The sequence below is a fragment of the Treponema sp. Marseille-Q3903 genome (assembly GCF_014334335.1).
Lineage (GTDB): Bacteria > Spirochaetota > Spirochaetia > Treponematales > Treponemataceae > Treponema_D.
Genome location: NZ_JACSEU010000001.1, coordinates 651069 through 676613 on the forward strand (window position 1 = coordinate 651069; position 25545 = coordinate 676613).

Here is a 25545-nt window from a genome sequence, read left to right on the forward strand (position 1 = left end):
ATTTTTAAATGTGTGATAAAGTCTAAATTACATCAGCGAATGAAAGAGCTTTGCTGATAGACGCAGGCACAAGATGCTTTTTACAGGAGATGGAATTATGAAAAAATTTCCAAAATGGATTGTTGTTGTCGGTATTATTTTTATTTGTATTTTAGGAATTTTTTCCTTTTACAAAAAAACTTATAATTCACTTGTAGCAAAAGATGAAACTGTTTCCGCATCGTGGGCAGAAGTTCAAAATCAGTATCAGCGCAGACTTGACCTGATTCCAAACCTTGTTTCAACTGTTAAAGGCTATGCAAAGCATGAAAACGATGTTTTTACTCAAGTGAGCGAAGCCCGTTCAAAGGCTGGCGGACAGATAAACGTGAGTGACGATATATTAAATGATCCGGACGCTTTTGCAAGGTATCAGCAAGTGCAGGATAATTTAGGAGCAAGTCTTCAGCGCTTGTTGATGGTTACGGAGCAGTATCCTGAATTGAAAGCAGACCAAAACTTTTTGGCATTGCAGGATCAGCTCGAAGGAACTGAAAACAGAATTACAGTTTCTAGACAGCGATTCAATGAAGCTGCAAAAAGTTACAATCAGTATGTCAGAAGTTTTCCTACAAATATAATCGCAAACATCAGCGGATTTGAAAAAAAATCTTATTTTGCGGCAAGTGCTGAGGCTCAATCAGCTCCAAAGGTTGAATTTTAATGAAGCACAAATCTCTGATAAAAAAACTCAGTTTTACCGAAAATGATTTCGAAAGAATAAAAAAAGCAGTAGCTGATTCGGAAGCAAAAACGACAGGCGAGATTGCAGTCGCTATCGCACCTGAAAGTTCTCATTATTCGTTTTGGGAACTTCTTGCAGCCGATTGTTTTGCTGCTATTGTTTTAGCGATTATGCTGCCTTTTTCAGAAAAAATTCGTAATTTATATGAAATGTACTATTGGCAGCTAGCGCCGGGCTGGATTCTTCCGTTGTTTTTTGTGGTAAGTTGTTTTGCGGCTGGGACTATTGCGTTTTATCTGTGCAACATTCCTTTTATTGACCGCATCGTAATTCCAAAATCCGTAAGAAATATAAGCGTTACTCACAGAGCGTTCAGATATTTTACAGAATCAGGGATTTATGAAACTGCCGAGCATTCCGGCATTTTGGTTTTTGTCTCTTATATGAAGCGGCAAGTTCGGATTGTAGCAGATTCCGGAATTTCTAAAAAAATTTCGCAGGATTTGTGGGATCTTATAGCTGATGAACTTGCAGAAAATATGAAAAAAGGAAAAGTGACGGAAGCTTTTGAAACCGCTATTGCAAAATGCGGCGAATTGCTCGCTGAAAATTTTCCGAATCATAAAGAAAATCCGAATGAATTTCCAGATGGACTTGTAATTTTGGAGGATGCAGAATGGTAAATAAAAACAAAATCGCGGCCTTTTTTTGCGCTGCGTTAATCTCCGCATCCGCATTTGCGCTCAAAGTTCCTGAATTGAAAGGTCGGGTCAACGATTATGCAAATATAATCAGCCAGAGCGATGAAGAAGAAATTTCGAGATATCTTGCCGCCGTTGAAAAGCAGACAACAGCTCAGATTGTTGTTTTGACTGTGCCGTCTTTGAAAGGAGATGATATAGCTTCGTTTGGAATCAAAGTTGCAGATTCATGGAAAATCGGTCAGAGCGGAAAAGACAACGGTGTAATTCTAATTGTTGCGATGCAGGAGCATGATGTCCGTATTGAGACTGGTTACGGAGTTGAAGACACTTTGACAGATGTAAAATGCGGGCTCATCTTGCGCAACGTCATCATCCCGGAATTTAAAAATGGAAAATATTCACGCGGCATTTTGAATGGAGTAAAAAATATCGGTGGCGTTATTTCCGGTGATACGGAAATAATAGACGATGATGTTTTGAATGAAAAGTCAGATGATGATTCGCTTGTCGGGGCTGTTTTTATGATTATCTGGCTTGTTTTCTTCTTTATCATAATCACTTCAAAAAATGGAATACTCAAGTGGTTTATCCTATCAAGGCTCTTTGGAATGAATATGCCTCGCACAGGTCGAAAAGGCGGCTTTAGTTCCGGTCACTCTGGAAGCTCAACTTTCCGAAGCGGTGGTTTTGGAAGCGGATTCGGGAGCGGCGGCGGATTTTCAGGTGGCGGCGGTCATTTTGGAGGAGGCGGAGCGAGCGGTCACTGGTGATGGCGAAAGCCGAATAAAATTAATAAAATTACTTTCTCCGGCTGACTCCGATTCTGTCACCTATTTCAAAAAACTCAGTTTCAAACTCCTGGTTTTCCTTTAAAAATTGCACATATTTTTGAATTTTTCTCACGAGCTTTTTTGTGCTGTAATTGTGGGTCAGGGTGATGTCATCTACCATTCCATGAAAAGAAAGGTTATCGCTGATGATGACTCCATTTTCGGAAAGATTTTTTTTGTATTTTTCAAAGAATTTTGTGTATTGAGCTTTCGCTGCGTCTATAAAGATGAGGTCGAATTTTTGTTCAAATTCTTGAGTTAAAGCATCGCCATGAATCGCCGTGATTCTGTCGGCAAATCCACTTGCATTGAAATTTTCAACGGCTCTCAGATATCTGTCTATGTCGAGCTCAATTGTAGTGACGTGGATGTCATCTTCAATACTTGCAAACCTTATAGAAGAATAGCCGATTGCTGTTCCGATTTCCAAGATTGATTTTACATTGTGTTTCTTTATGTAATTGCAGATAAAATCGCAGCCTTCGTCTTGCATTATCGGGACGGCTTCGCGGTTTGCGTATGCCTTAATTGAAAGTAACTGGTCCATTTTGTTTTAATTCCTCTGCATTTCAATTCGTTTGTTGCGTACGTCTTGCAGATAAGATTCCAACCCTTTAGCGTCATTGCATTCAATCAGCTTTTCAATATCGTCAAGGTGATTTTTGAACGTATCGATGTGTTTTAAAAGCTTTTCTTTATTGCTCAAAAACAGCTCAGTCCAAAGAGGGGCGTTTATCATCGCAATTCTAGTTAAATCTTCAAAACTTCCGCCTCCAAAAGATGTGATTGCGGAATCTCCTGCACTTTCGACCATTGCAGATGCGACCACGTGGCAAAGTTGTGAAGTAAATCCTATCTTGTTGTCGTGAGTATCGGAATCGGTTTTCGTAATTCTCGAAAATCCCATCATTTTTATTATTGTCTCAAACTGCTTTTCTGCGTCGTCATATCCGTTTTGATATGATATCGGTTTTGAAAGTATGCTTGCGTGTTTTTTTATGATTATGTAATTGTGGTTTTTAAAATATTCTGATTTAGAAGCTGCAAATCCTTCTTTTTCGCCTCCTGCCATCGGGTGAGCTAAAATAAGATAAGCGTTGGAAGGACAGATTTTTTCATAGTTTTTAGAGAGATTTTGTTTTACCCCACTGATGTCTGTTACGGTGGAGCCGTCTTTAAAATCAGACTTGCATTCTTTTAGAAAATCGAGCGTGGCATTCGGATAAAGGCAGATGAAAACAAAATCGCACAATCCAAGCATTTCTTTTGTCTGCGCCGGCGAAAACGATTTATCTATAACTCCTTGATTTAGAGCAGCACAAAGAGAATCGTTGTTTTCATCAAGCGCATAAATTTTGACATCAGACAGACCGCCTGAGTGTTTGTTTGCAATGTTTGAACGGATTGCTTTTGCAATTGAACCGCCCATAATTCCAAGCCCGACTATTCCAAAAATCATATTGTTCTGCCGTTAATCTGTGCAATTTGTGGCAAAACTTTCATCAGGGCGGCAAACTCTGCCGGGTGAAGAGATTGTTCTCCGTCACAAAGCGCTTTTTCAGGGTCGTTGTGAACTTCTATTATAAGGCCGTCTGTATTGCATGCTACAGCTGCTTTTGCAAGATCGCTGACCATCCATCTCTGGCCGCATGCATGGCTTGGGTCAATTATGATTGGAAGGTGACTGATTTTGTGAAGGTAAGGAACTATGCTGACGTCGAGGCAGTTGCGTGTATAGCTGTCGAAAGTCCTGATTCCGCGTTCACAAAGGATTACGTTTTCGTTGCCGCTAGCCATTATGTATTCAGCTGACATCAGTAATTCTTTTACAGTTGCAGCCATTCCTCGTTTTAAAAGTATCGGTTTGCCTGTCTTTCCCATCTCTTTAAGGAGGTCGAAATTTTGCATGTTGCGGGCACCAATTTGAATCACATCAACATCATCAAAGTATTTTAGCTGACGGATGTCCATCAGCTCTGTCACGACAGGAAGACCTGTTTCTTTTTTTGCGGATATCAGAAATTGCAGCCCTTTTTCACCAAGCCCTTGAAAACTGTAAGGAGATGTGCGAGGCTTAAAAGCTCCTCCGCGTAGAAGCTTAGCACCTGCACTTTTTACATCCTTTGCGATAGAAATAACTTGTTCTTCAGTTTCTACGGAACAAGGACCGGCAATCACAGGGATTGTCCCGTTTCCAAACGATGTATCTCCCACATTGATAATTGAATTTTTAGGATGGAATGTTCTGCTTGCCATTTTATAAGGAGCAGACACCCGCTGTACTGTGTCGACATAAGGATTTGCACTTACCATTTCCGTATCTAGAGAACTTGTGTCTCCAAGAAGTCCCAGAATTGTAAGATTTTCACCTTTTGACACATGTACACCAAAACCTTTTTGTTTCCATGAGTCAATGAACTCAGCCATCTGCTTGTCTGTAGTTCCTTGTTTTAATGTAATGACCATTTTATCTACCTCCTGATACTTTTTAGTGTCTTACCTGAGCTAGTCCGCGTTTGAATTGTGGAATTCTTGCACAAGTGACGGCATTCCAGTTTGTTCTGTCTCCACGTTGCAAAAAATGATAAGCGACACCGGCAATCATTGCGCCGTTATCTCCGCATAGTTTTAATGGTGGAAATATGCAGTTGATATCTGTGCGTTCTGCAAGTATTGAACGCAATCTTGAATTAGCTGCGACACCGCCTCCGCATACAACTGTTTTAAGTCCCGTATCATCTACCGCACGGAGTAATTTTTCTATTAATGTTTTGATTGCTGTTTCCTGAAAAGATGCGCACATATTTTCTTTACTGTGCTGATAACCAGGTTGCCAGAATAAATCGCACTGATGGATGACAGCAGTTTTTAATCCGCTGAATGAAACATCGTAGCGGTGTTCTTTTTCGTCAAGTTTTGGGACTGGGAAACGAGCCGCTTTCGGATCGCCTTGTTTTGCAAGGTTGTCGATTATAACGCCCCCCGGATATCCAAGTCCATAGAATTTTGCAACTTTATCGAACGCTTCCCCGACTGAATCGTCAACAGTGCTTCCGAGAATTTCCAAATCATCAAAACCGTTGACTTTACAGATAATCGTGTGCCCGCCGCTTACAAGCAAACCTAAAAACGGATACTCAACATGTTCTTGAAGTTGGGCGGCATACAGGTGACCGAGCATGTGATTTACAGCGATAAACGGCTTTTCTGTCGCCCACGCGAGAGTTTTTCCAAATGTAAAACCGACAAGTAAAGACCCCATAAGACCGGGTTTGTCTGTTGCAGCAATTGCATCTACATCATCGAGCGTCAAATTCGCCTCTTTAAGCGCCTGACGAACTACAGGCAAAATCCATTCAGCATGTTTTCGGCTTGCGATTTCAGGAACAACGCCTTTGTAAATCTTATGAAAGGGAATTTGTGTGGCGACGACATTGCTTAAAATCGTGCGTCCATCTTCTACAATCGCACACGCAGTTTCGTCACAAGATGATTCTATACCTAAAACTTTCATATTTTCTATTTCCTCAATGTTTACGTGCTTTGCTTTTACTGACTACGCTGAATGTGTAGCCTTTTTCCTTGAGTTTAGGATAAACATCTTTCAACAGTGACGGAAGAAAATCTGCACTCCACACATGGCCTATCATTATAACGCTTCCGTTTTTATTGGCAATAGCAAGCCCTTTTTTAAGTTCTTCCATAGCGTATTCATCTGTTTTTTCATTGTCAAGGAAAATGTTTCGCTCAAAGTACGAATAGCCCATCTCACGGGCGACGTACGGTACTTTTGTTTCAACGCTTGTCCTGCTGTCCAGAAAATATATACCTTCCTGTGAAGCGAATTTCATTATTACAGCCATTTTTTCTGCGTCAGCCGTAATCGCAGAACCTTCATGGTTGTTGAACCCTGCAATCGGTCCTATTTCAGAAACGTTTTGGAACAGAATAGATTTTACTTCATCGTCCGACATTTCCGGTTTGATTGCGCCGGGTCCTGGGTTTACTTTTGGGTTTACTGCCTGCATAGGCTGGTGGAGCATAAGTTCGTTTCCCGATGCCCTGATTTTATCCGCTGATACTTTTGATAAAACTAGTTTCGGCAAAACCGCGACTGTGATTGGAAACGGAAGCTCAAGAAATTTATTGAGATTGGTTACGCTGTGTCCGCCGTCATCAAACACAAATATAAGCTGGGCGCCATTTTCAGCTTGCGGGAAATCATAGTTCGATTTTGGCGGCAAAGAAGTGACTTTAAGCGAAGGCTCTTTCTGTTCGGGCTTCTTTTCAAGCTTTTTGTCTTTTTTCTGTTCCGGCGACTTTTCCTGTCGCTTTTGCTGTTTAGGCTTAGATTGCGGTTCTAATTGCGGTTGAGATTCCTGCTTTGGCTGCGTTTTTATCTTTTGCTCTTCTTTTTTTTCAGCGCCCTCGATTTTTGCATCATTTTTGTTGACTTTTTCATCTTGCTTTTCCGTATTTTCCGCCTGTTTTTCTACTTTTCTTTCAACATTAAATACGTTTTCTTTTTGCAATAAATTCGGGAATGTCGTAACAAGTAAAAGCGACATGCATATTGTGATGATAACCGAACAGAAGATTATTATTTTATATGCGGGAATGAAAACTTTCGGCTTAATTCTTCTTTTGGCTGTTTTTTTTGATGTGCCGGAAGATTTTTTCGTCGGTTTTTTTGCTGATGATTTTACATTTTTTTGCGTTTTTTGCGGCATAATTCTAATTTGATTCCAAAATTTTGCTAATTTTAACCTTTTCTTTGACATATTTCAATAAATCCTATATTTTAAGATTAGAACATTGCGAGGATCTTTCAATCTATGCGAGGGGGATTTTCCGTCGGAGGCAAAATGATTATTACATGTCTTGATCTTGAAGGCGTTCTTGTACCGGAAATTTGGATAGCTTTTTCAGATGCAGTCGGAATTCCCGAATTGAGAAGAACGACACGTGATGAACCTGACTACGATAAACTGATGAAATACAGAATTGACATTTTAAGAAAACACGGGCTCGGGTTAAATCAGATACAACAGACAATCGAAAAAATAGATCCGTTGCCGGGCGCAAAAAAGTTTCTGGACGAGCTCCGTTCATGCTGCCAGACAATTATTTTGAGCGACACATTCAGTCAGTTTGCAGCTCCTCTTATGAAAAAACTTGGTCAACCTACAATCTTCTGCAATTCACTCGAAGTGTCGGAAAGCGGTGAAATTACAGGATATAAAATGCGGTGTGAAAAAAGCAAATATACAACTGTAAAAGCGCTACAGTCTATCGGGTTTGAAACGATCGCTTCCGGCGACAGTTTTAATGACTTGGGAATGATCGAGGCTTCTAAAGCAGGATTTTTGTTCCGTTCAACGGAAAAAATCATAAAGGAATATCCACAATATCCTGCATTTACAGAATACTCTGAATTGTTGGCTGCAATAAAAAAGTATCTTTAAATATATGATTTTAATTTTTTTTGGAGGATTATTATGAAAAAGATTTTTATCGTTTTTGCAATGCTTGCCGGTCTTTCGGCTTCCGTATCGGCTATCGGATTTTCTGTAGGCGGACGCGGTTTTTGTGGAACAAATCTTGATAAAACAATAGTTGCCGGCGGCGGTGCGTTTTTTAATCTCGATCTGATCGGAGGATTCGGATTCCAGGCAGAATCGAATATAACTTCAAGCGTCGTCACTTTTGGAGAAAAATCTGTTACATTCACAGATTATTCAGTGCTCGATATGCCGATTTTGGTCTGGTACAATGCAAAACTTCCTATCATCACAATTGGTGGCGGAGTCGGTTTGAATTTCAGCTCTGTTCTTGGAAACGGATATGCCACAAAGTCTGATATAAAGAACATGAACGCAGGTTTGGCTGCCGGTGTAAACGTGATTTTAAATATCAACAGTCATTTTGGACTTGTGTTCGGGGCAAACGGCGTGTTTGATTTTACTCCGACAATTCAAAAGTTCGTAAGCAAAGACGGTCACGTAACAAAGATAGAGCTCAGCAGTGACTCTTTTTCTTTCAAAAGAAAATCAATTTATTGCAGCGCAGGGCTTCAATATAAATTCTAGTCATTAAAGACGATGTTTCAAAGCAGATATATCTTTGAGGCATCGACTTTTTTGCATTTTGATTACCGGGGGTGGTGAAGAACGGCGTTGCCGTTTGAATCCTGAGATTAAACCCTTAGAACCTGATTCGGATAATTCCGACGGAGGAAGGTATGAACAAACATCATACTCTTATATTTTTTTCAACATTATTGTTATTGGTTTGCAGCACATTGTTCGGCTGTAAAAAAAGCAGCGTCAGCAGCGAAAGACTTTCTCAGCTGATAGTTTACACTTATAACTCTTTCAGCGGCGAATGGGGCTCCGGTCCTGAAATCGCACGGCTTTTTGAAGAAAAGAGCGGCATCAAAGTTGTTTATACAGACTGCGGCGACAGCGTCCAGATTCTTTCAAAAGCAATCCTCGAAAAAAACGATCCTTATGCAGATGTTGTTGTCGGGTTAGATAACAACCTTGTCCAAAAAGCACAATCGAGCGGAGTTCTCGAAAAGTATAAACCGTCAGATATATCTTCTCTCGAAGATGGGCTTGAGAATCAGCTCGGCGGAAACTGGATTTTGACTCCGTACGATTACAGCCCGTTTGCAATAATCTGGAATTCCTCTTCCGGTGTACCGGCTCCTGAAAGTTTTGAAGATTTGACAAAAGACATCTACAGAAAAAAACTCATCTTGATGGACGCTCGCACAAGCACGCTCGGAGTGGGATTTGAAGCTTGGGTAAATAAAGTTTATGGTGACAAAGCTGATGACTATATTAAGCGGCTACAACCTTCTATTTTGACTGTTGCGCCAAGCTGGAGTACGGGTTACGGTATGTTCACAAGAGGCGAAGCGCCTCTCGTAATAAGCTACACGACAAGCGAAGCGTATCACGTTGAATATGGTGAAGGCGATTTTAGAAAAGCTCTTGAGTTTACAGATGGGCACATTTTGCAGATAGAAGGAGCCGGTATTATCAAAAACTGCAAAAATTCTGACGCTGCTAAAAAATTTATAGATTTTCTTATCAGCGAAGAAGCGCAAAATATCATACCGCTGACACAATGGATGTACCCGGCAAACAAAAATGTAAAATTGCCGGAATGCTATTCAAAAGTGATAAAGCCTAAAATTTTAAGATAATCTTATATATCTAAAAATCTTAACAGGATTTAGTCTTAACAAGGCGCATCAATTTTGGCGTTAAACAGATGTTTCAGATTTACTTTTACACATTGAAGATTGCTGTATTCTCAACATTGATCGCTGCTGTGATTGGACTCATAACATCTTTTTTTACCGCAAATCGCAAATTTTACGGCAGAAGATTGTTGTTGTCATTGTCAGCAATCCCATTATGCATTCCGCCTCTGATTGTCGCACTTGGATATGTCGGCTTTTGGGGAGTCAACGGTTTTGTGAACAAATTGTTTGGCACAAATTTTTCATTTTTGTATTCAACTTTAGGGATTGTTATTGCTCAAGGATTTTACAATTTTCCGCTTGTCACAGGAATTGTTACCGATGCATGGCAAAAACTTCCGTCTGAACAAGCTTCAGCGGCTAGCCTGCTCGGTGCAAACAGGTGCCGCGTATTTTTCACTGTGACATTGCATCAACTTTCTGGGGCAATCGCCGCAGCGTGCATCCCGGTTTTTCTGTTCAGTTTTTTTAGTTTTATGATAGTGATGCTTTTTTCACCGCCGGGGCAATCTACACTTGAAGTTGAAATTTATCATTCAATCAGAAGTACGCTCGACATCTGTTCTGGGGCAAAACTTGCCGTGATGGAAACTTCGACAGCTCTTGGGATTGTCGCTCTGTACAGTTTTATAATCAGAAAAAGTCAGTCATCTTCAGCCGGAATAGATTTTGTTGTCCAGCCGGAAAAGCGGCTGGGCAGAGAAATCTTTATCTTTATACCGATAATCTGTATGATTTTGATTTTTTTTGCATTTCCGTTTATTTCGGTTTTTGTTTCCGGACTTGCAAGCGTGACGAAATTGTTTGCTAGTCCAACTTTTTGGAGCGCTGCGCGGAACTCGGTTTTGACAGGTTTTTGCACAGGTTTTTTATGCACCTTTCTTGCTTTTTTTTATTCACTTTTTATCAAGCTCAGCCGCCGTCAAGGAAACTTCATCCTTCAAACGCTTCCCATAATTCCAATGGCAATTTCGTCAGTTGTGATTTCTTGGGGTGCGAGTTTAATCTTCCGTAAAGGGAACGTATTTATGCTCATCGCTCTTCAAACTCTTTTGTATTGGCCTGTTGCTTACAGACATGTTCAAAGTGGAATAAACAGGCTCACTCCTGAAACCGATATGGCCGCCGCCATTCTTTCTCGCGGACTATTTGATTCAATCTTGCGCGTTTACATTCCCGAATGTATGCCGATTCTCCTGTCGTCTTTCGGATTTTGTTTTGCGATGAGCCTTGGAGATGCGACAATTCCCCTTGTCCTTTCAATTCGAGGATTTTCTACTCTTGCGCTGTATACTTACAATCTTGCAGGGGCATACAGATTCAATCAGGCGTGCGCTTGCGGTGGGATAGTTGCTCTGATAAGCATGATAATTTTTTTTACAAAGAGGGGTTCAAGATGAGTTACTTTTTTGCAAAAAATATATATAAAGTTTGGGAAACAGTTACAGTTGATTTTTCTATCGAATGCGAAAAAGGGACGATGACTTGCCTTTTGGGTCCGAGCGGAAGCGGAAAATCTACGATATTAAACATAATTGCCGGGCTTGAAAAAAATGACAACTCAAAACTTATGATAGAACTCGATGGCCGCAGAATTGAAAAACTCGCCCCGTATATGCGAGAAGTCGGAATGGTTTTTCAAAGCGGAGCTCTTTTTAATCACATGGACATCGTTCACAATGTTGCGTACGGACTTATATCTAAGAAAATGAAAAAGAGAGATGCAATAGGGCGTGCTTCAGATTTTTTGAAAGAATTCAATCTTGAAGGTTTTGATAAACGCATGCCGCAGACTTTGAGTGGGGGAGAGCGCCAGAGAGTTGCGCTTGCCAGAACTATTATCACAAAGCCGAAGCTCGTTTTGCTCGATGAACCGTTTTCAGCCCTCGATGCAGATTTACGCAAGAATCTTGCTGAAAAGTTGTGCCAATGGCAAAAGCAGTTTGATTTTACTGCAATTATGGTCACACATGATGAAGCTGAAGCAAAAACTGTCGCAGACAATATTGTCAGACTTGAAGGACAAATCTCTCAAAAGTCATGAAATAGAAATGTCAATAAATCATTGTGCCGATTCCGCGGTCGCTGAACATCTCGATTAAAAGAGAATGCGGAATACGTCCGTCAATGATATGTGTTTTTGGAACACCGCCGGCAAGGGCTGTAATGCAGCAGTCAATTTTCGGAATCATTCCTGAGTTTATAATCCCGGTTGCCTTTAGAGAACCAATAGCAGTGCGTTCAATTCTCTTTATCAAAGACGACGGGTCGTTTACATCTCTCAAAACTCCAGGAACGTTTGTCAGTTGCACAAATTTTTCTGCCTTGAGCGCAACTGCGATTCTCGCTGCAGCCGTATCAGCATTTATGTTGTAGCGAGCGTCGTCTCCTTGTTCGCCAAGCGCAACAGTTGAAACTACAGGAATAAAACCTTCATCTAAAAGAGATGTTATGATTTCGGGATTTACTTCTGTAACTTCCCCTACAAATCCTAAATCTTTTTCAGTTTTTTTTGCGCGAAGCAATCCCGAGTCTACGCCGCTCAAACCGACAGCTTTCCCCCCTTTTTGAAAAAGGATTCCAACTATGTCTTTGTTCAGTTTTCCTGTGAGAACCATCTGGACAATTTCCATTGTTTCTTCATCTGTATAGCGCAACCCGTCAACAAATTTGCTTTCTTTGCCAACTCTCTCAAGCATGTGGTTGATTTCGGGACCGCCGCCGTGGACAAGTACGACTTTTACGCCGATTGTGTTCAGCAAAACTATGTCTTCCATGACAGCCTGTTTGAGTTCTTCATTTAACATGGCATTTCCGCCGTATTTTACAACTACAACTTTTCCGCACCAGTTTTTAAAATAAGGAAGAGCTTCAACAAGTACGTTCGCCCATGTTTCAGAACTCATCTCATCTATACTTTTATCCATATTCGATTTGTCTCCGTTTTTGTGTATTTTCCGTCTTTTTCCCGGTTATTATTTCACGATTCCCGTTTGCTGTTTACCGTACAAATGTAAAAAAATTATGTGCGGTAGTCGCCGTTGATTTTCACATAATCGTATGTAAGGTCACAGCCCCACGCAGTTCCCTCAGCATCTCCATCATGGCACTGGACTAATATTTCGACTGCTTCTTCTTTCATGATTGATTTTGCAATTTCTTCATCAAAGTTTGTCGGGACACCGTCTTTATACACAAGGACGGCATTTTCGCCGTGCACTTCAAAAGTATCGTAATCTTCAAAATATCGTTTAGAATTTTTGTTGCTTGTAAACCATATGCTCGTTTTATCTGGATTAAATTCTATGCCGCTGTAACCCATAGCACAGAGAAATCGACCGAAGTTTGCATCGCTTCCGAACATCGCGGCTTTTACAAGTGAAGAGCAGATTATTTGTTTGGCGAGTCCGCGAGCAGCCTGTACTGAAGAAGCGCCTCTTACATTGCATTCCACAAGCCTTGTCGCTCCTTCTCCATCTGCGGCGATTTTCTTTGCCATGACTTTGTTCATCTTGTTCAACGCCGCTAAAAAAGTTTCGTAATCTTCTCCTTCTGATGTGATTTCTTTATTGCCTGCAAGACCGTTTGCGATGATTGTAAGGGAGTCGTTCGTAGATGTGTCTCCGTCAACGCTTACGCAGTTGTATGTTCCCAAAATCGAAGATTTCAGCGCTTTGTTCAGCATCTCAGAAGAAATTGCGCAATCAGTTGTGATTATACTCAGCATTGTCCCCATGTTTATATGAATCATCCCTGAACCCTTGCACATTGTCCCCATTCTGCACACTTTTTCGCCTATTGTAAATTCTACGGCACATTCTTTGAATTTGGTGTCTGTCGTCATTATTGCAATTCTTGCCTGTTTGTTTCCATCTTTTGACAGCCCATTCTTTAGTTCTGCTATGTTGTTTTCAACTTTTGTGACATCGAATTGTGAGCCTATAACTCCTGTCGAATAGACAATCACGTCTTCAGTTTTTATCCCTAGCTGCTCAGCCGCGCATTTTGCCATTCGGTATGCATTTTCTGCACCTTGAACTCCTGTGCAGCAGTTTGCGTTTCCTGAAATTGCAATCAGAGCTTGTGCCTTTCCGTCTGAGAGGTGTTTTTTTGAGAGTTTGACGCTTTCTGCCTTTACTCGATTTTGGGTAAAAACTCCAGCCGCCGTACACGGTACTTCCGAAAATACAAGCGCCATGTCATTCTTTGTTCTGCTTGATTTGATGTGGCACAGCATTCCGTTTGCAGTAAAACCTTTTGCGGCACAAACACCGCCATCTATAAACTTGATTACCTTTTGCATAAATATTCATTCCTTTTGTATATTTATACCGATTTTACAGAGAAACCTCAAGTGCTGTTTATACGAACTCCACATCGTATTCTACAACCCTTTTCCTTCGTCTATCCCCATCATGATGTTCATGCATTGAACCGCAGCTCCGCTTGCTCCTTTTCCAAGGTTGTCAAAGCGAGTTGTAACCATAATTCTTTCATCGTTTCCGTAAATAAAAAGCTGCATATTGTTTGTGCCGGCGAGCGTGTTTGCTGCGATAAACTGTTCTGCAAAAACCATAAATTCTTCAACTTTTACAAAGCGGCACCCTTGATAATGTTCTCTAAACATATCCCAAACATCGCGAGCGGTAACTTTTTTATTGAGCATGCGTGAATGCAAACCTACAGTCACTGTCATCCCCTGAAAATAATCACAAATATAAGGGTTAAAAATAGGTTGATATTCAAGCCCTGAAATCAGCTTCATCTCGGGTAAGTGTTTGTGATTCTGCGTCAGAGCGTACAGGCGAGGTGAATCAAGTTCAGGATTTCTGTTTTCAGATTCATACAAAGCGATTGTTTTTTTACCGGCGCCGGAATATCCGCTGACAGCGTGAACGACAACAGGATAGTCTCGAGGCATAATTCCTGATTTTACAAGCGGATATAAAATTGCAACTGTCCCGGAAGCGTAACAGCCGGGAACTGCGACCCTTTTAGACTTTTCAATTTTCCGGCGGAAAGAGCTATCTAATTCGGGAAAACCGTATGCCCAATCGGGATTTACGCGGTGAGCAGTTGAGGCGTCTATGATTCGCGTATCAGGGTTTGTGCACAATTTTACAGATTCGACAGCGGCTTCATCAGGTAAGCACAAAAAAGTGAAATCGGATGAGTTTATTATTTTAGCTTTTTCAGACGGATCTTTTCGCTTTTCTTCTTCAATCGTGATAATTTCTACATCATCACGGTTTGCAAACCTCTGAAAAATTTTAAGTCCTGTTGTACCTTCTTTTCCATCAATAAAAACTTTGTATGCCATAATTGCATAATAGATAATTGATTTGCCTTTATCAATAGATATGCAGATTTCTGTCCAAGAATATCGAAGTATACCAAAACATAAAGCACTTTTTGCGACAAAAATCAGCATTTGGCTGTCTCTATGGGAAAGTCAGTATGTTTGACGACCATTATGATAAGTATTATAATATTTACATTGTGAACATGGTTTTTGAATATGCCATAGCGGCATTATTGATAGAAATGATAATATTCTTATCTTACTTTAGACGAAGAATCTTACCGTCGTTTCAGAATACCGTTTACATTATCATATTGTCGATTTTGATCATGACAACAATTCTAGACTTGATTACCGGGTATGTAGAGCTGAATTTTAAAAAGTTTCCGATTCTTTTTATGTACGTGATCGAGTGTTTGTATTACAGCTTTACACTTTCACTTCCATTCAGTTTAGCAGTTTACAGTATGACAGTGCTTGGACTGTTTGATATTTTGGGACCTGTGCGCAGTTTTCAGCTTAAGGTACACTTTTTAATACCGTTTATTGCTTATTTGATCATCATTTGGTTGACGCTTGCTTTAAGAAATGTCTATCCGCTTTGTTTCATAATCGACCACGATACAGGATATCGCAGAAATAATTCTTTTTGGTTTTACGGAACTCACATGTTGAGTTACTATAACTTTGTTTTTTCATTGATTATTTCAATCAGATTCAGAAAACGCGTTGATAAAGAAAAACTGAAACTTATATTTCTTTATGTATTGACCTTAATTATCACTTCATTGCTTCAGTTTTTTAATTATGGCTTGATGATAGATACGTTTGGAATGTCGCTCGTCATGCTTGCATATTTTATAAATATCCAAAAATATAACGATTGGGTAGATCCTATCACAAAGATATTTAATCAGCGTTCTTTTATAAAGGAAATAGATCGTATCTCCGTCGCAAAAGCAGAATATGCGTGTGTTTCGGTTGTCATCGATGATATACTTTTTGTCACAAATACGTTTGGCCTAAACATTCTAAATCAGGTGCTTTACGAGGTCGGAGAATATCTTAGAAAAAATTTTTCTACAAAAAATACATTCTGCGTAAATCAAGGTATTTTTTGTGTAACAATCAAGAATCCTACAGATGAAAAAATAAGTCATGTCGTAGCTGACATAACTAACCGTTTTAGAAAACCATGGGTTAACGGAACAAGTGAATTAAAACTTTACACAAGAATATGTATAACGAGATTTCCTCGTGATGCAAAAAAATCTGACGATGTCCTTGATATCATAAACCTTTTTGCAAATGACGAAAGGTACAAAGCGCCTTTGCTTTATGCAAATGAAATCGATATAGAATATAAAAAAAGAGCGATGTACATTGAACATGCGCTGAAAAATGGTCTTGCAGAAAACCGTTTTGATGTATATTATCAGCCGATCTATTCTGTTGCAGAAAAAAGCCTGATTGGGGCTGAAGCTCTGATTCGCCTTAAAGACAAAGATGGAAAATTCATTTCTCCTGAAGATTTTATTCCGATTGCAGAAAAATCTGGAACAATAATGCGCATAGGTGAATACGTTTTTGAATCTGTTTGCCTGAATCTTTCTCAGATAAACACCGAAGAATACGGAATTAAAAAAATCGATATAAATCTTTCGGTTGTTCAATGCATGGAGGAAGTTTTGGCAGAACATATTTTACGAATTCAAAATTCCTATTCAATTCCAGCCTCGCTTATAAATCTTGAAATTACCGAGACAGCTGCCGCACATGCCCCTGATATTCTTTTGAAAAATGTTCAAAATCTATCTGATGCCGGTTTTGAGATTTCGCTCGATGATTACGGGTCGGGATATTCAAATATGAGCTATATGCTCAACCTCCCTTTTAAAATGATTAAAATCGATAAATACATCGTTTGGGCAGCTGTTTCTGACAAACGCGCAGAAATAGCGCTTGCTGCAACAATCAAAATGATTAAAACACTCGGCATGTCGGTGCTTGCAGAAGGCGTTGAAAAAAAAGAGCAGGCAGATTGGCTCATAAAATTAGGTTGCGATTATCTTCAAGGATTTTATTATTCAAAACCTATTTGTAGAAAAGATTTTCTGGAAATAATGAAAAAAAATAAAGAAAAATTGGCTTGAAAAATAAATTATAGATAAACCACAATGCAAATGAAAATTCTTACTAAAACAAAAATTATCGCTTCTCTTTTATGGCTCTTGTGCAGTCCATCTATTTTCGCAATCGATTTTGCTCCTCGAATGCAACCTTTTGAACTCAATGTGGCAAATGATATCATTCTCGGGATTGCCGGCGTGGGACTTTCGGGCTCTGCGCTTGTCTGTGATGATTTTCTGCACATCAAACGCCATCAATATGTAAAAGGTTCGCTTTTAAAATCTGATGTTCCATATTTTGACCAAATTTTTATGCGCCGTTACAGCAAACCTATTCATTGGATTTCAAACGGAACTGTCGCATTTTCTTTAGTAGCGCCACTTGCCTTTGCTGCAATCACACCTTCTGACGAATGGCTTACGATTGGAACTATGTATGCAGAGACATTTTTGATTGCAAATGGAATAAAAGAATGGATAAAAATTGGAATTGACCGCGCGAGACCTTATATGTATTACGACAATTATCCGCAGAAAAAAGTCGAGCAAGGAGATTGGGATTGCTCGTTCCCGTCAGGACACACGACATGGGCATTTGCGAGTGCCGCTTTTGCAAGTTATGTTTTTTTCCGGTATTTTCCGGATTCAAAATGGAATAAGACAGTCATTTTTACATCTTTTGGAATTGCGTTTTTAACTGGTGCATTGCGAATGATGAGCGGAAACCATTTTTTTTCAGATGTGTTTGCAGGCGCATTGCTCGGAACCGGAATCGGACTTTTAGTTCCGTATATGCATACAAAAACATTCTACGCCCGATTCAAAAAAAACGATAAAATAGAGGCTTCAGTTTCGCCTGTCGGATTTGCAATAAAATATTCATTCTAAAAAAATAATTTTCAGAAATTCACTGATTTATATATTGACACTTTTTACTAAAAAATATATAGTATTAAAACATTCGCAAGGATGAGTTGGGCTACTAGCTCAGTAGGTAGAGCAACGCCCTTTTAAGGCGTGGGTCACTGGTTCGAATCCAGTGTAGCTCAAGATTTTTAAGACTTCCGCATTTTCGGAAGTCTTTTTTTATGTCTAAACGCTTTTTATTCAAATTCTAATATTTCATCTGCAGAATTGAGTGTTGATTTTCTGTGAGAAACAAGAACCATCGTCTTTGATTTTTCCGTTTTTTTTGCAGATTCGCGTTCATCTTTTAGAGATTTTAATATCACCGCTTCGTTGAGGGAATCGAGGTTGCTTGTAGGTTCGTCAAGCAGCATAAAAGGTGCGTCATATAGGAACGCACGTGCAAGTCCGATGCGTTGTTTTTCTCCGCCGCTTAAAGCGTTTCCAAGTTCTCCAGTCTTTGTGTCGTAACCTTTTGGAAGGTTTTCAATAAAGTCGTGAAGGGAAGCTTTTTTTCCTGCCTGTTCAATTTGTGCTCGTGTAAAACATTCAGCACCTAGCGAGATATTTTCTGCAATTGTTCCGTTTAAAATATATGTTTCCTGCGTTATGTAAGAAATCATCGTTCGCAAGTTTTCTGTGTTGAGATTTTTTACGTTTTCGCCGCTGATTTTTATTTCTCCTTTATCGACATCCCAAAATCGCATGATAAGTTTAAGCAAAGTTGATTTTCCGCTTCCGCTTGTTCCGTGAATTCCAATCAGCTTTCCTTTTGTAAACACTGCGTTAAAATCTTTTAATATTTGTTTTTTATCGTATGCGAAATTGATGTTTTCTGCCGTCGCTCCGTCAAAATCGACGCATTTTCCATCAGTTACTTCTTGTACGACTGGTTTTTCTTCAAGAAGATTCAGGACGCGGTTTCCGCTTGCGATTGTTTGGTTCAGATTGTTTGACAGGTTTGAGATTGCAACAACAGGCCCGAAAGACCCTAACATCGCTATTGTTCCGGTCACTAACTGATGAAATGTTATCGACTTTTCTGTGGTAAAAGCATTGTAGAGCAAAAAAAACATTCCACAGCCGAAAAGCAAAATCGCACATGTAGTGAATGCTCTCTGTAACGACTCGTATTTATTCAGTTTGTTCTGCAACTTTCCGAGAGATTCTGATTTTTCTTTTATTTCAGAATTCCTGTTTGAACCGAGATTGTACTGAATCGTCTCGTCAAGACCTCGCAGACTTTCAAGGACAAAACTGTTGAGCTCTCCGAATTTATTTCTGAACTCAAAACCGTATTTTCTTCCGAACCTGCTGTTTATAAAAGGAATCAAAACTCCGACTGCAAGATATCCGCAAGCGGCAAAAAATCCCGCCCAAACATAAATTTTTGCAAGAAAAATGCACATAAAGACACTGACTGCAATCGCAATTGCGACAGGAGAAATCGTGTGCGCATAAAAGACTTCAAGCAGTTCAATGTCGCTTGTGATAACCGCAATCAAGTTGCCTTTGTCGCGTGTCTCGAGTTTTGCGGGACAAAGACGACGTAAAGCAGCAAAAACTTTGTGCCTGATGATTGCAAGGAGTTTGAAAGCTATAAAATGGTTGCAGTACTGTTCGCCGTAATGGAGTAAACCACGCAGCACAGCTAGGAGAATCAGAAGAGTGAAGATAAAATTTTGTCCCCAAAAGTGAAAAGTTTTTACTGCACCGGACTTTTCGTAAAAAACAGAAACGAGCTCTTCCCCTGCAAAAATCGAGAGGAAAATTGCGCATAAAAATCCTGCAACGCCAAAAATTATTGCGAGCATCATGACTGGAATGAGAGGTTTTATCAGGACGATAAGTTTTGCCATCACTACAAATGAACTTCGGCACTTTTCAGTTTTCACAGCTTCCATTACCTTTATCCTTTTATGTCGTTTATATTTTTGTTGATAGATTCAAGTTCTTTTTGTTTAGTAAAAATTTTTGCATATTCGCCGTTCTTCTTCATCAGTTGCTGATGAGTGCCGCTTTCTGAAATTTTTTCGTCATGTAAAAAATAAATCAGATTTGAGTTGACTATGTTTGCTAGCCGATGAGAAATTAAAATGACGATTTTTGATTCTGCAAGAGTTTTTATAACGTTTATAATCTGTTCTTCGCTTTCAGAATCTATGTTGCTAGTCGCTTCATCAAAGACATAGACTTGCGGATTTAGGAGCAATGCACGAGCTAGTGCCAATCGCTGCTTTTGACCGCCGGAGAGGTTAGATGCCGCTTCATCGATTTTGTAGCCGAGTCCACCGTTGTCATGCACAAAATCAAGCAGATTTGCCTTTTCCAAAACTGTCATCATTTCGTCTTCAGTTGCGTCATGTTTTGCCATCAAAAGGTTGCTTCGGATTGTTCCTTTGAAAAGATAACTTTCGTGATTTACAAGGACGACGTTTTTCATCAGCGAAGCTTCTGAGATTTCTCGGAGCTCCGTGCCGTCAAAAAGAACATTTCCGCCGTACCATTTGTTTCTGCCCATTAAAATTTCTGCAATCGTGCTTTTCCCACTTCCTGAAATTCCTGCAATTGACGTTATTCCTCTCTGGCATTCTATATTTATGCCATTCAAAATAATTCTGTCTCGATTGTAAGAAAAATCTACATTTTCAAAAGTGATTTTTTTAAGTTCTTTTGGAACACCGTTCAATTTTTGTTGAGGTTCAGGTAAATCAAGCAGTGAAAAAATTTTGTCGCTTGCAGCCATTCCGTTCATCGCGATGTGAAAAAAAGAGCCGAGCAGACGAAGCGGAATAAAAAACTCAGAGGCGAGAAGAATTATCATAAGTGCGCCTTGCAAATCTACTTTTCCTGCGCGGAACTGCAAAATTGTCACAATCATTCCGACTGCGGCTCCACCGTAAGCCATTATGTCCATGACGCTCGTGCTGTTGAGCTGCATCGTCAAAACTTTCATAGTAATGTGGCGGAATTTTTGAGATTCATCGTCCATTTCCAAAGCCTTTTTTTTGTCGGCTTTGTAAATTTTCAGCGTTGTAAGCCCCTGTAAATTTTCCAGAAAACTGTCGCCGAGCTCTGCATAAAGTCCCCAATATTTGTTCAAAAGTCGTTTTGCAATTTTCATCACTAAGACGATTGACAACGGAATTAATGGCACGCAGACGAGTAGGACAGCAGCCGCTCTGAGATTTACGAATGATAAAACTGAAAAAAGAATCAGCGGGCAAATCAGGCTGTAAAAGAATTGTGAAAGATACTTCCCAAAATATATCTCAAGCTGTTCAACGCCTTCGCTTGCAAGTTGAACAACTTCTGCCGTTTTGACGTTTTCCCGATAAGACGAACCGAGCTTAAGCAGTTTTTCGTAGATTTTTGCCCGGAGAATCTGTTTTACATCTGCGCTTGCCCTAAACGACGTTCTGGAAGTCAGCCATTCCATAAAAAAACGCGTCGCAATACACAAAATAATTGCGGCAGCAAAAAGTGATGGAAATTGATGTTTTGCATTTTCTCCCGAAAATAAATTGAATGCCGAAGAGATTATATTTGAAAGGCAAAAGATAAGAGCAATTTGTGCAACAAGTGAAATCAGTTGCCACACGACTTGCAGCACGACATAGTTTTTTGCATGAGAGAGCAATTTTATCAGGCGAGTTTTAATCATTTTTTTTCCTTTTTTGTTCTGCCATACAAATTAAATGCCAGATTGCCAGAACAGGATGATAGAAAATAATGCGCGGTCCGGAAAAACGCATTATTTTTTTTATTTTATCACGCATTTGAGGGCTGTAACAGTGAGTTGTACAATTTGAACAAAACGTTTTTTCTTTTATATGAGGACAATGTTCGCTGCGTTCAACAGAGTATTTTGCAATTTGTTCACATTCAGGGCAGAGTTTTTTCGTTCTGCGGTCATACAACTCTCGATGATTTTTTTTGCAATAAATAGCAATCATCTGCGTTACTATGTATTCTTCTTTTTTCCGCTTTTTTGTTATCTGTTCTTCTGTGAGAGCTGGTCGTTCAGTTTTGACTTTGAATAAAAAAAATCCCAAATGAAAAATCCAGATAACAGCGAGAATTATGCACGGAATCCAAACGCCTTTTCTCGCCATCATAAAAAATCCAAATCCCATGACGATTGTCACCGAAGATAAAATCGAGAGTTTTGCTTTGGAAGTCATCGTTTTGCGTTCTACAAGCGGCTGCAAATTTTTTTTATAAAGTTTCGTGCCGGTGAACCAATCGTGAAGCCGTTGCGAACTTTTTGCAAAGCTGAAAACCGTTACAAGATAAAACGGGAACGTAGGAAGGACGGGCAGAAACACGCCGATTGTTCCAACCAAAAGGCAAATGCAGCCTAAAATAAGCCATAAAATTTTTGATGGAGAAAAATTGTGCATTTTTAGAGATTCCTACTTTTTTGTAAGCGTTATTGAAAAAGGCATTTTACCGGGTTTGTATTTCATGTACAAAACAGGTTTTTCATCGGAAGATAAACCGTCAAGATTCGACAAGCTCGCTTCTATGATATTTATTTTTTTATTGTCGGCAGTGAGCGCAATGACATTTTTTACGGAATATTTATCATCATCTTTTATCAAAATAAAAGAGAATTGTTGGACATTTTTATCTTTGTAAGAAAAAGAATGAATTGTGATTTTCAGCGAATCATTTTGTTTTTCATCGATTGTAAAATCCACAGATAATGAGTTTTTGCTTCCAAGAACAGTGAGTAATGAATCTTGCGTTATTGTATTTTTGTTTTCAGATTGTGCAAAAGCCAGTGTTTGAATAATTATAAAAATCAATATTACATAAAGTTTTTTCATACTTGCCTTATGACCTCGTTATGAAAAATTATCACATAGCCACAATATCACAATCAGATGTTATGTACAACTAACTGGCTTGACTGTACAACTAACTGATTTTACGATTTTGATATTGAGTTTTTGCGTTTGCGCTCTGATACTGATTTTTTTATGTGATAAGAGTGAAGTTGCTGAAGTATTTTTATTCTTAATAGGATTTATCTGAGGCATGTTTGCACCTCTACATGGATTAAATGCCACATAGGGGTGTAAATTATTATAAAAAAGCGGGCTTGCCTTTGCCGTACTTTTTTATTCTATTGAAGTTTTCTGCTCAGCGATTACTGTTTCGTATAAGTAATAGAGGGATCCTCAAAAAACTTTGCAGTTGTCGCATTTTTATTTTGAATAGTGAATGTGTATACATGGAAACGTGCACCATATTGACCTTCAACTCCGTTAAAATTCTTTTTAACAGTATAAGAGCCTGAATAAATAGAGCTAGTAATACCTGCGGTAGTCATGGAATAATCGACAGTTTCTGATTTTGGAAACTTAACAGTATACTTTACTGTAGCACCGCCACCCATATCTTTCTCGGCTACCCATGTAGAACCTGCGAAAGGGTCGTTTTCATTTACTACAGAAGAATTACCAGAGTTGCCGCCACCTCCGGAATTTCCACCGGAATTGCTAGGGTTGCTAGGATTGCTGCATGAGATAAAAGCAGATGCCAACAATACGGTAGCAATTACTGCTAGAACGCTGAATAATTTTTTCATAAAATCCTCCTGTGATTTTATTATTTTTTTTTGTTGAGCGAAGGCGAGCGTAGCAAGACTTTGCTCAAAGGACTTTTTCAAGTCTTTTGAGTAGTGTACACTACTCAAGGTTTAAAATAATTTTTTTAGGGGGGGGGAGTCAACAGCAAGAGTTCCTCAATTAGCTATTTTTTCCCAAACTCAGTTAGATCTTTAGTAATCTTTGTTGCGCTAATCTTTCTGATTAATAATATTGATTTTTACGCATATACGTAAGCCTTTATTTCTTCTAGCTGAGGTGCAAGTTCTATTTTTGCATTTCTTATATCAATATCATCTTGCAAAGACATAAAATATCCGTCCGACAAACTAAAAAACTTTGCAAGGCGTAAAGAAGTGTCTACTGTTATTTTCCTACGATTATGAAGAATGCCTTGAATGCGGGAAGTTGGAACATTTATTTCCTGAGCCAATTTATATGCAGAAATTCCAAGAGGAATAAGAAATTCTTCGTTAAGTATTTCTCCGATAGTAGGTGTTTCTATAAAATCCGACATAGTTTTCTCTTAGTGATAATCCACAATCTCTACATCATAATAGTGTCCGTCTTTTTCTGTAAAACAGACGCGCCATTGGTCGTTTGGAGATCACAAAGTGTACACAACTTCCTCCTTTACTTTACCGCGCTTGCTGCCATTTTGTAATCCCTGTTCGCAACAGACGGAATTCTCTCAAAAGTAAAATCAATACGGGGAGCGCGCTCAAAATTTCAATCATAAAGGTTCCGTAGTATACACCGCCAACACCGATAAAGGCAGGCAGAATAAGCATTACCGGAATATAAAACACGATTTGCTGTAAAAGACCGACTACGGAACTGATTTTCCCTTTGTTGACGGCAGGAAAAAAACCGAGCGCTAAAAAAACAAGGGGCATAACCGGTAAAAGAACCATATAAGTTCTAAAATGCATAATATTTTCTGTACTTAAATGGGGATTTTCCATCATCAAAGAAATAGCTGCTTGAGGGAAAATAAGCATTAAAATCCATAACGGAGCTATCAAAACAAGAGCGGCTGATAAAACGCGCTTAAATGTTGAAATCACACGCTCAGATTTATCCGCGCCGAAGTTTATACCGATGATAGGGCTGAGCGCAATCATAAAGCCTCCTATCGGCTGCAGTATAAATGAAAAGATGCGGGTAATGACGCCGTAAAAAGCAATGTCTTCTTGTGAGCCGTAGTGGTTTAAGACATTTAAAACCAAAAGCATTTGAATTGTTGCCATAAACTGCATAATAAAGCTTGCCAATCCCATCGAAATAATCTTAGAGATAATTTCACCATCTATTCTGATGGTAAATACAGATGCAGGAGCATCGGGATTCTTTTTTGCAAAATAAACGGTACTGATGACTGCTTGTACCGCCATACCGATATTTGTTCCTATAGCGGCGCCTTTTATGCCGAAATGAAAAATCACCATGAGTATATAATTTGCGCACCCATTGACAATCAGGCTTATCCCCATAATCGCCGCCGCTGTTTTCATTTTTCCTTCGGAGCGGATAAGGTTGTTAAGGGCAATGGCATATATCAAAATCGGAGTACTCCATAAAATAGTGCGGTAGTATTCACCTCCATATATGAGAGAATTACCCCTACCGCCCATTAAAAACAGCGTTTTTTCCGAAAAAAGAAAACCTAAAGTCATTACGATTACACTTATTATAAGTGTCAAAAAATTTACATTGCCTAGAATCTTTTTTTGAATATTTTTATCTTCCGCGCCGATTGCAATGCTTAACAGCGTTCCGGCTCCCGAGCCGATGAGAATACCTAAACCTATTATCGTTATGATTGGAGGCAGGGCTACCGAGATACCGGCAAAAGCTCCTTCTTCGGCAAAATGTCCGACAAAGATTCCGTCCAGCACATTGTTTGCTGCCAGTAAAATCATTGCAATAACGGCAGGCCATGAAAGATTAAAGATAACCTTCCACAAATTTCCGTTTAAAATAAATTCTTTTTGTTTTTCATTTTCCATTGATTTGTTCCTTATATTTTTGTAAAAGCTTATTTACTCAATTCATTTTGGGC

At 39.3% G+C, this 25545-nt stretch carries 25 protein-coding genes, 1 tRNA gene and 1 riboswitch; of the genes, 11 read left to right on the forward strand and 15 right to left on the reverse strand.

All coding sequences use genetic code 11. The annotated features are described in order from the left end of the window. The first annotated feature begins 97 nt into the window (after positions 1 to 97). The 3 genes from H9I37_RS02975 to H9I37_RS02985 are packed head-to-tail and all read left to right on the forward strand — an operon-like array spanning position 98 to position 2198. Complete coding sequence (locus H9I37_RS02975) at positions 98 to 703, forward strand: LemA family protein (RefSeq protein ID WP_187381007.1); 606 nt, start codon at positions 98 to 100, stop codon at positions 701 to 703. Further along, a complete protein-coding gene (locus H9I37_RS02980) occupies positions 703 to 1407 on the forward strand; it encodes a TPM domain-containing protein (protein WP_187381008.1) in 705 nt (234 codons plus the stop codon). The genes H9I37_RS02975 and H9I37_RS02980 overlap by 1 nt, the downstream gene beginning before the upstream one ends. Further along, positions 1401 to 2198, forward strand: a complete 798-nt coding sequence (locus tag H9I37_RS02985) for a TPM domain-containing protein (RefSeq protein WP_187381009.1) — start codon at positions 1401 to 1403, stop codon at positions 2196 to 2198. The genes H9I37_RS02980 and H9I37_RS02985 overlap by 7 nt, the downstream gene beginning before the upstream one ends. 28 nt (positions 2199 to 2226) lie before the next feature. Here the strand turns inward: H9I37_RS02985 and H9I37_RS02990 are convergent, their stop codons facing one another. From H9I37_RS02990 to H9I37_RS03010, 5 genes are read right to left on the reverse strand one after another with little or no spacing between them, the layout of a single operon-like run. After that, complete coding sequence (locus tag H9I37_RS02990; protein ID WP_187381010.1) at positions 2227 to 2805, reverse strand: O-methyltransferase; 579 nt, start codon at positions 2803 to 2805, stop codon at positions 2227 to 2229. A gap of 6 nt (positions 2806 to 2811) precedes the next feature. Further along, a complete protein-coding gene (locus H9I37_RS02995; RefSeq protein ID WP_187381011.1) occupies positions 2812 to 3717 on the reverse strand; it encodes a prephenate dehydrogenase in 906 nt (301 codons plus the stop codon). Beyond that, positions 3714 to 4724: a 3-deoxy-7-phosphoheptulonate synthase gene (aroF, locus tag H9I37_RS03000; RefSeq protein WP_187381012.1), complete on the reverse strand. Its 1011-nt coding sequence runs from the start codon at positions 4722 to 4724 to the stop codon at positions 3714 to 3716. Before aroF ends, H9I37_RS02995 begins: the two co-directional genes overlap by 4 nt. 22 nt (positions 4725 to 4746) lie before the next feature. Next, positions 4747 to 5772 (reverse strand): tRNA (adenosine(37)-N6)-threonylcarbamoyltransferase complex transferase subunit TsaD, encoded by a 1026-nt coding sequence (gene tsaD / locus H9I37_RS03005; RefSeq protein ID WP_187381013.1) that lies wholly within the window; start codon positions 5770 to 5772, stop codon positions 4747 to 4749. 13 nt (positions 5773 to 5785) lie between these two features. Beyond that, entirely contained in the window at positions 5786 to 6988 is a 1203-nt protein-coding gene (locus H9I37_RS03010; RefSeq protein WP_187381014.1) for a divergent polysaccharide deacetylase family protein, read from the reverse strand. A 135-nt stretch (positions 6989 to 7123) separates the two neighbouring features. Here H9I37_RS03010 and thrH point away from each other — a divergent pair, with 135 nt between their 5' ends. The 5 genes from thrH to H9I37_RS03035 all read left to right on the forward strand — a co-directional run bounded on the left by thrH (position 7124) and on the right by H9I37_RS03035 (position 11575). Then, entirely contained in the window at positions 7124 to 7723 is a 600-nt protein-coding gene (thrH, locus tag H9I37_RS03015; protein WP_187381015.1) for a bifunctional phosphoserine phosphatase/homoserine phosphotransferase ThrH, read from the forward strand. A gap of 33 nt (positions 7724 to 7756) precedes the next feature. Next, complete coding sequence (locus H9I37_RS03020; protein WP_187381016.1) at positions 7757 to 8347, forward strand: outer membrane beta-barrel protein; 591 nt, start codon at positions 7757 to 7759, stop codon at positions 8345 to 8347. 57 nt (positions 8348 to 8404) lie between these two features. Next, positions 8405 to 8513: riboswitch (TPP riboswitch) on the forward strand. Beyond that, positions 8500 to 9471 carry a thiamine ABC transporter substrate-binding protein gene (locus H9I37_RS03025; RefSeq protein WP_187381017.1) on the forward strand — a complete coding sequence of 324 codons (972 nt, stop codon included), beginning with the start codon at positions 8500 to 8502 and terminating at the stop codon, positions 9469 to 9471. (Overlaps the previous riboswitch by 14 nt.) Before the next feature lie 68 nt (positions 9472 to 9539). After that, complete coding sequence (locus H9I37_RS03030; RefSeq protein ID WP_187381018.1) at positions 9540 to 10931, forward strand: ABC transporter permease; 1392 nt, start codon at positions 9540 to 9542, stop codon at positions 10929 to 10931. Then, positions 10928 to 11575 (forward strand): ABC transporter ATP-binding protein, encoded by a 648-nt coding sequence (locus tag H9I37_RS03035; RefSeq protein WP_187381019.1) that lies wholly within the window; start codon positions 10928 to 10930, stop codon positions 11573 to 11575. Before H9I37_RS03030 ends, H9I37_RS03035 begins: the two co-directional genes overlap by 4 nt. A 10-nt stretch (positions 11576 to 11585) precedes the next feature. Here the strand turns inward: H9I37_RS03035 and argB are convergent, their stop codons facing one another. The 3 genes from argB to argC form a co-directional block, all read right to left on the reverse strand. Then, positions 11586 to 12458: an acetylglutamate kinase gene (argB, locus tag H9I37_RS03040; RefSeq protein ID WP_187381020.1), complete on the reverse strand. Its 873-nt coding sequence runs from the start codon at positions 12456 to 12458 to the stop codon at positions 11586 to 11588. Positions 12459 to 12553: 95 nt separating this feature from the next. Further along, the gene (gene argJ / locus H9I37_RS03045; protein ID WP_187381021.1) at positions 12554 to 13834 is read right to left on the reverse strand and encodes a bifunctional glutamate N-acetyltransferase/amino-acid acetyltransferase ArgJ; all 1281 of its coding nucleotides are present in this window, start codon (positions 13832 to 13834) and stop codon (positions 12554 to 12556) included. A gap of 81 nt (positions 13835 to 13915) precedes the next feature. Then, positions 13916 to 14851, reverse strand: coding sequence for an N-acetyl-gamma-glutamyl-phosphate reductase (gene argC / locus H9I37_RS03050; RefSeq protein WP_187381022.1), 936 nt, complete (start codon positions 14849 to 14851; stop codon positions 13916 to 13918). 137 nt (positions 14852 to 14988) lie between these two features. Here argC and H9I37_RS03055 point away from each other — a divergent pair, with 137 nt between their 5' ends. From H9I37_RS03055 to H9I37_RS03065, 3 genes are all read left to right on the forward strand, one after another. After that, positions 14989 to 16986 (forward strand): GGDEF domain-containing phosphodiesterase, encoded by a 1998-nt coding sequence (locus tag H9I37_RS03055; protein WP_187381023.1) that lies wholly within the window; start codon positions 14989 to 14991, stop codon positions 16984 to 16986. A gap of 30 nt (positions 16987 to 17016) precedes the next feature. After that, complete coding sequence (locus H9I37_RS03060; protein WP_187381024.1) at positions 17017 to 17850, forward strand: phosphatase PAP2 family protein; 834 nt, start codon at positions 17017 to 17019, stop codon at positions 17848 to 17850. 88 nt (positions 17851 to 17938) lie between these two features. Further along, positions 17939 to 18011 (forward strand) — tRNA-Lys (locus H9I37_RS03065). 54 nt (positions 18012 to 18065) lie between these two features. Here H9I37_RS03065 and H9I37_RS03070 read toward each other — a convergent pair. From H9I37_RS03070 to H9I37_RS03100, 7 genes are all read right to left on the reverse strand, one after another. Continuing rightward, positions 18066 to 19772: an amino acid ABC transporter ATP-binding/permease protein gene (locus H9I37_RS03070; RefSeq protein ID WP_187381025.1), complete on the reverse strand. Its 1707-nt coding sequence runs from the start codon at positions 19770 to 19772 to the stop codon at positions 18066 to 18068. A gap of 5 nt (positions 19773 to 19777) precedes the next feature. Next, positions 19778 to 21532 (reverse strand): ABC transporter ATP-binding protein/permease, encoded by a 1755-nt coding sequence (locus tag H9I37_RS03075; protein WP_187381026.1) that lies wholly within the window; start codon positions 21530 to 21532, stop codon positions 19778 to 19780. After that, positions 21525 to 22271, reverse strand: a complete 747-nt coding sequence (locus H9I37_RS11450; protein WP_255422467.1) for a nitrous oxide-stimulated promoter family protein — start codon at positions 22269 to 22271, stop codon at positions 21525 to 21527. The genes H9I37_RS03075 and H9I37_RS11450 overlap by 8 nt, the downstream gene beginning before the upstream one ends. A 12-nt stretch (positions 22272 to 22283) precedes the next feature. Continuing rightward, entirely contained in the window at positions 22284 to 22700 is a 417-nt protein-coding gene (locus tag H9I37_RS03085) for a hypothetical protein (RefSeq protein WP_187381027.1), read from the reverse strand. A gap of 323 nt (positions 22701 to 23023) precedes the next feature. After that, the gene (locus tag H9I37_RS03090; RefSeq protein ID WP_187381028.1) at positions 23024 to 23464 is read right to left on the reverse strand and encodes a hypothetical protein; all 441 of its coding nucleotides are present in this window, start codon (positions 23462 to 23464) and stop codon (positions 23024 to 23026) included. Positions 23465 to 23703: 239 nt separating this feature from the next. After that, positions 23704 to 24000, reverse strand: a complete 297-nt coding sequence (locus tag H9I37_RS03095) for a HigA family addiction module antitoxin (protein WP_187381029.1) — start codon at positions 23998 to 24000, stop codon at positions 23704 to 23706. Positions 24001 to 24121: 121 nt separating this feature from the next. After that, entirely contained in the window at positions 24122 to 25492 is a 1371-nt protein-coding gene (locus tag H9I37_RS03100) for an MATE family efflux transporter (RefSeq protein ID WP_187381030.1), read from the reverse strand. Positions 25493 to 25545 lie beyond the last annotated feature (53 nt).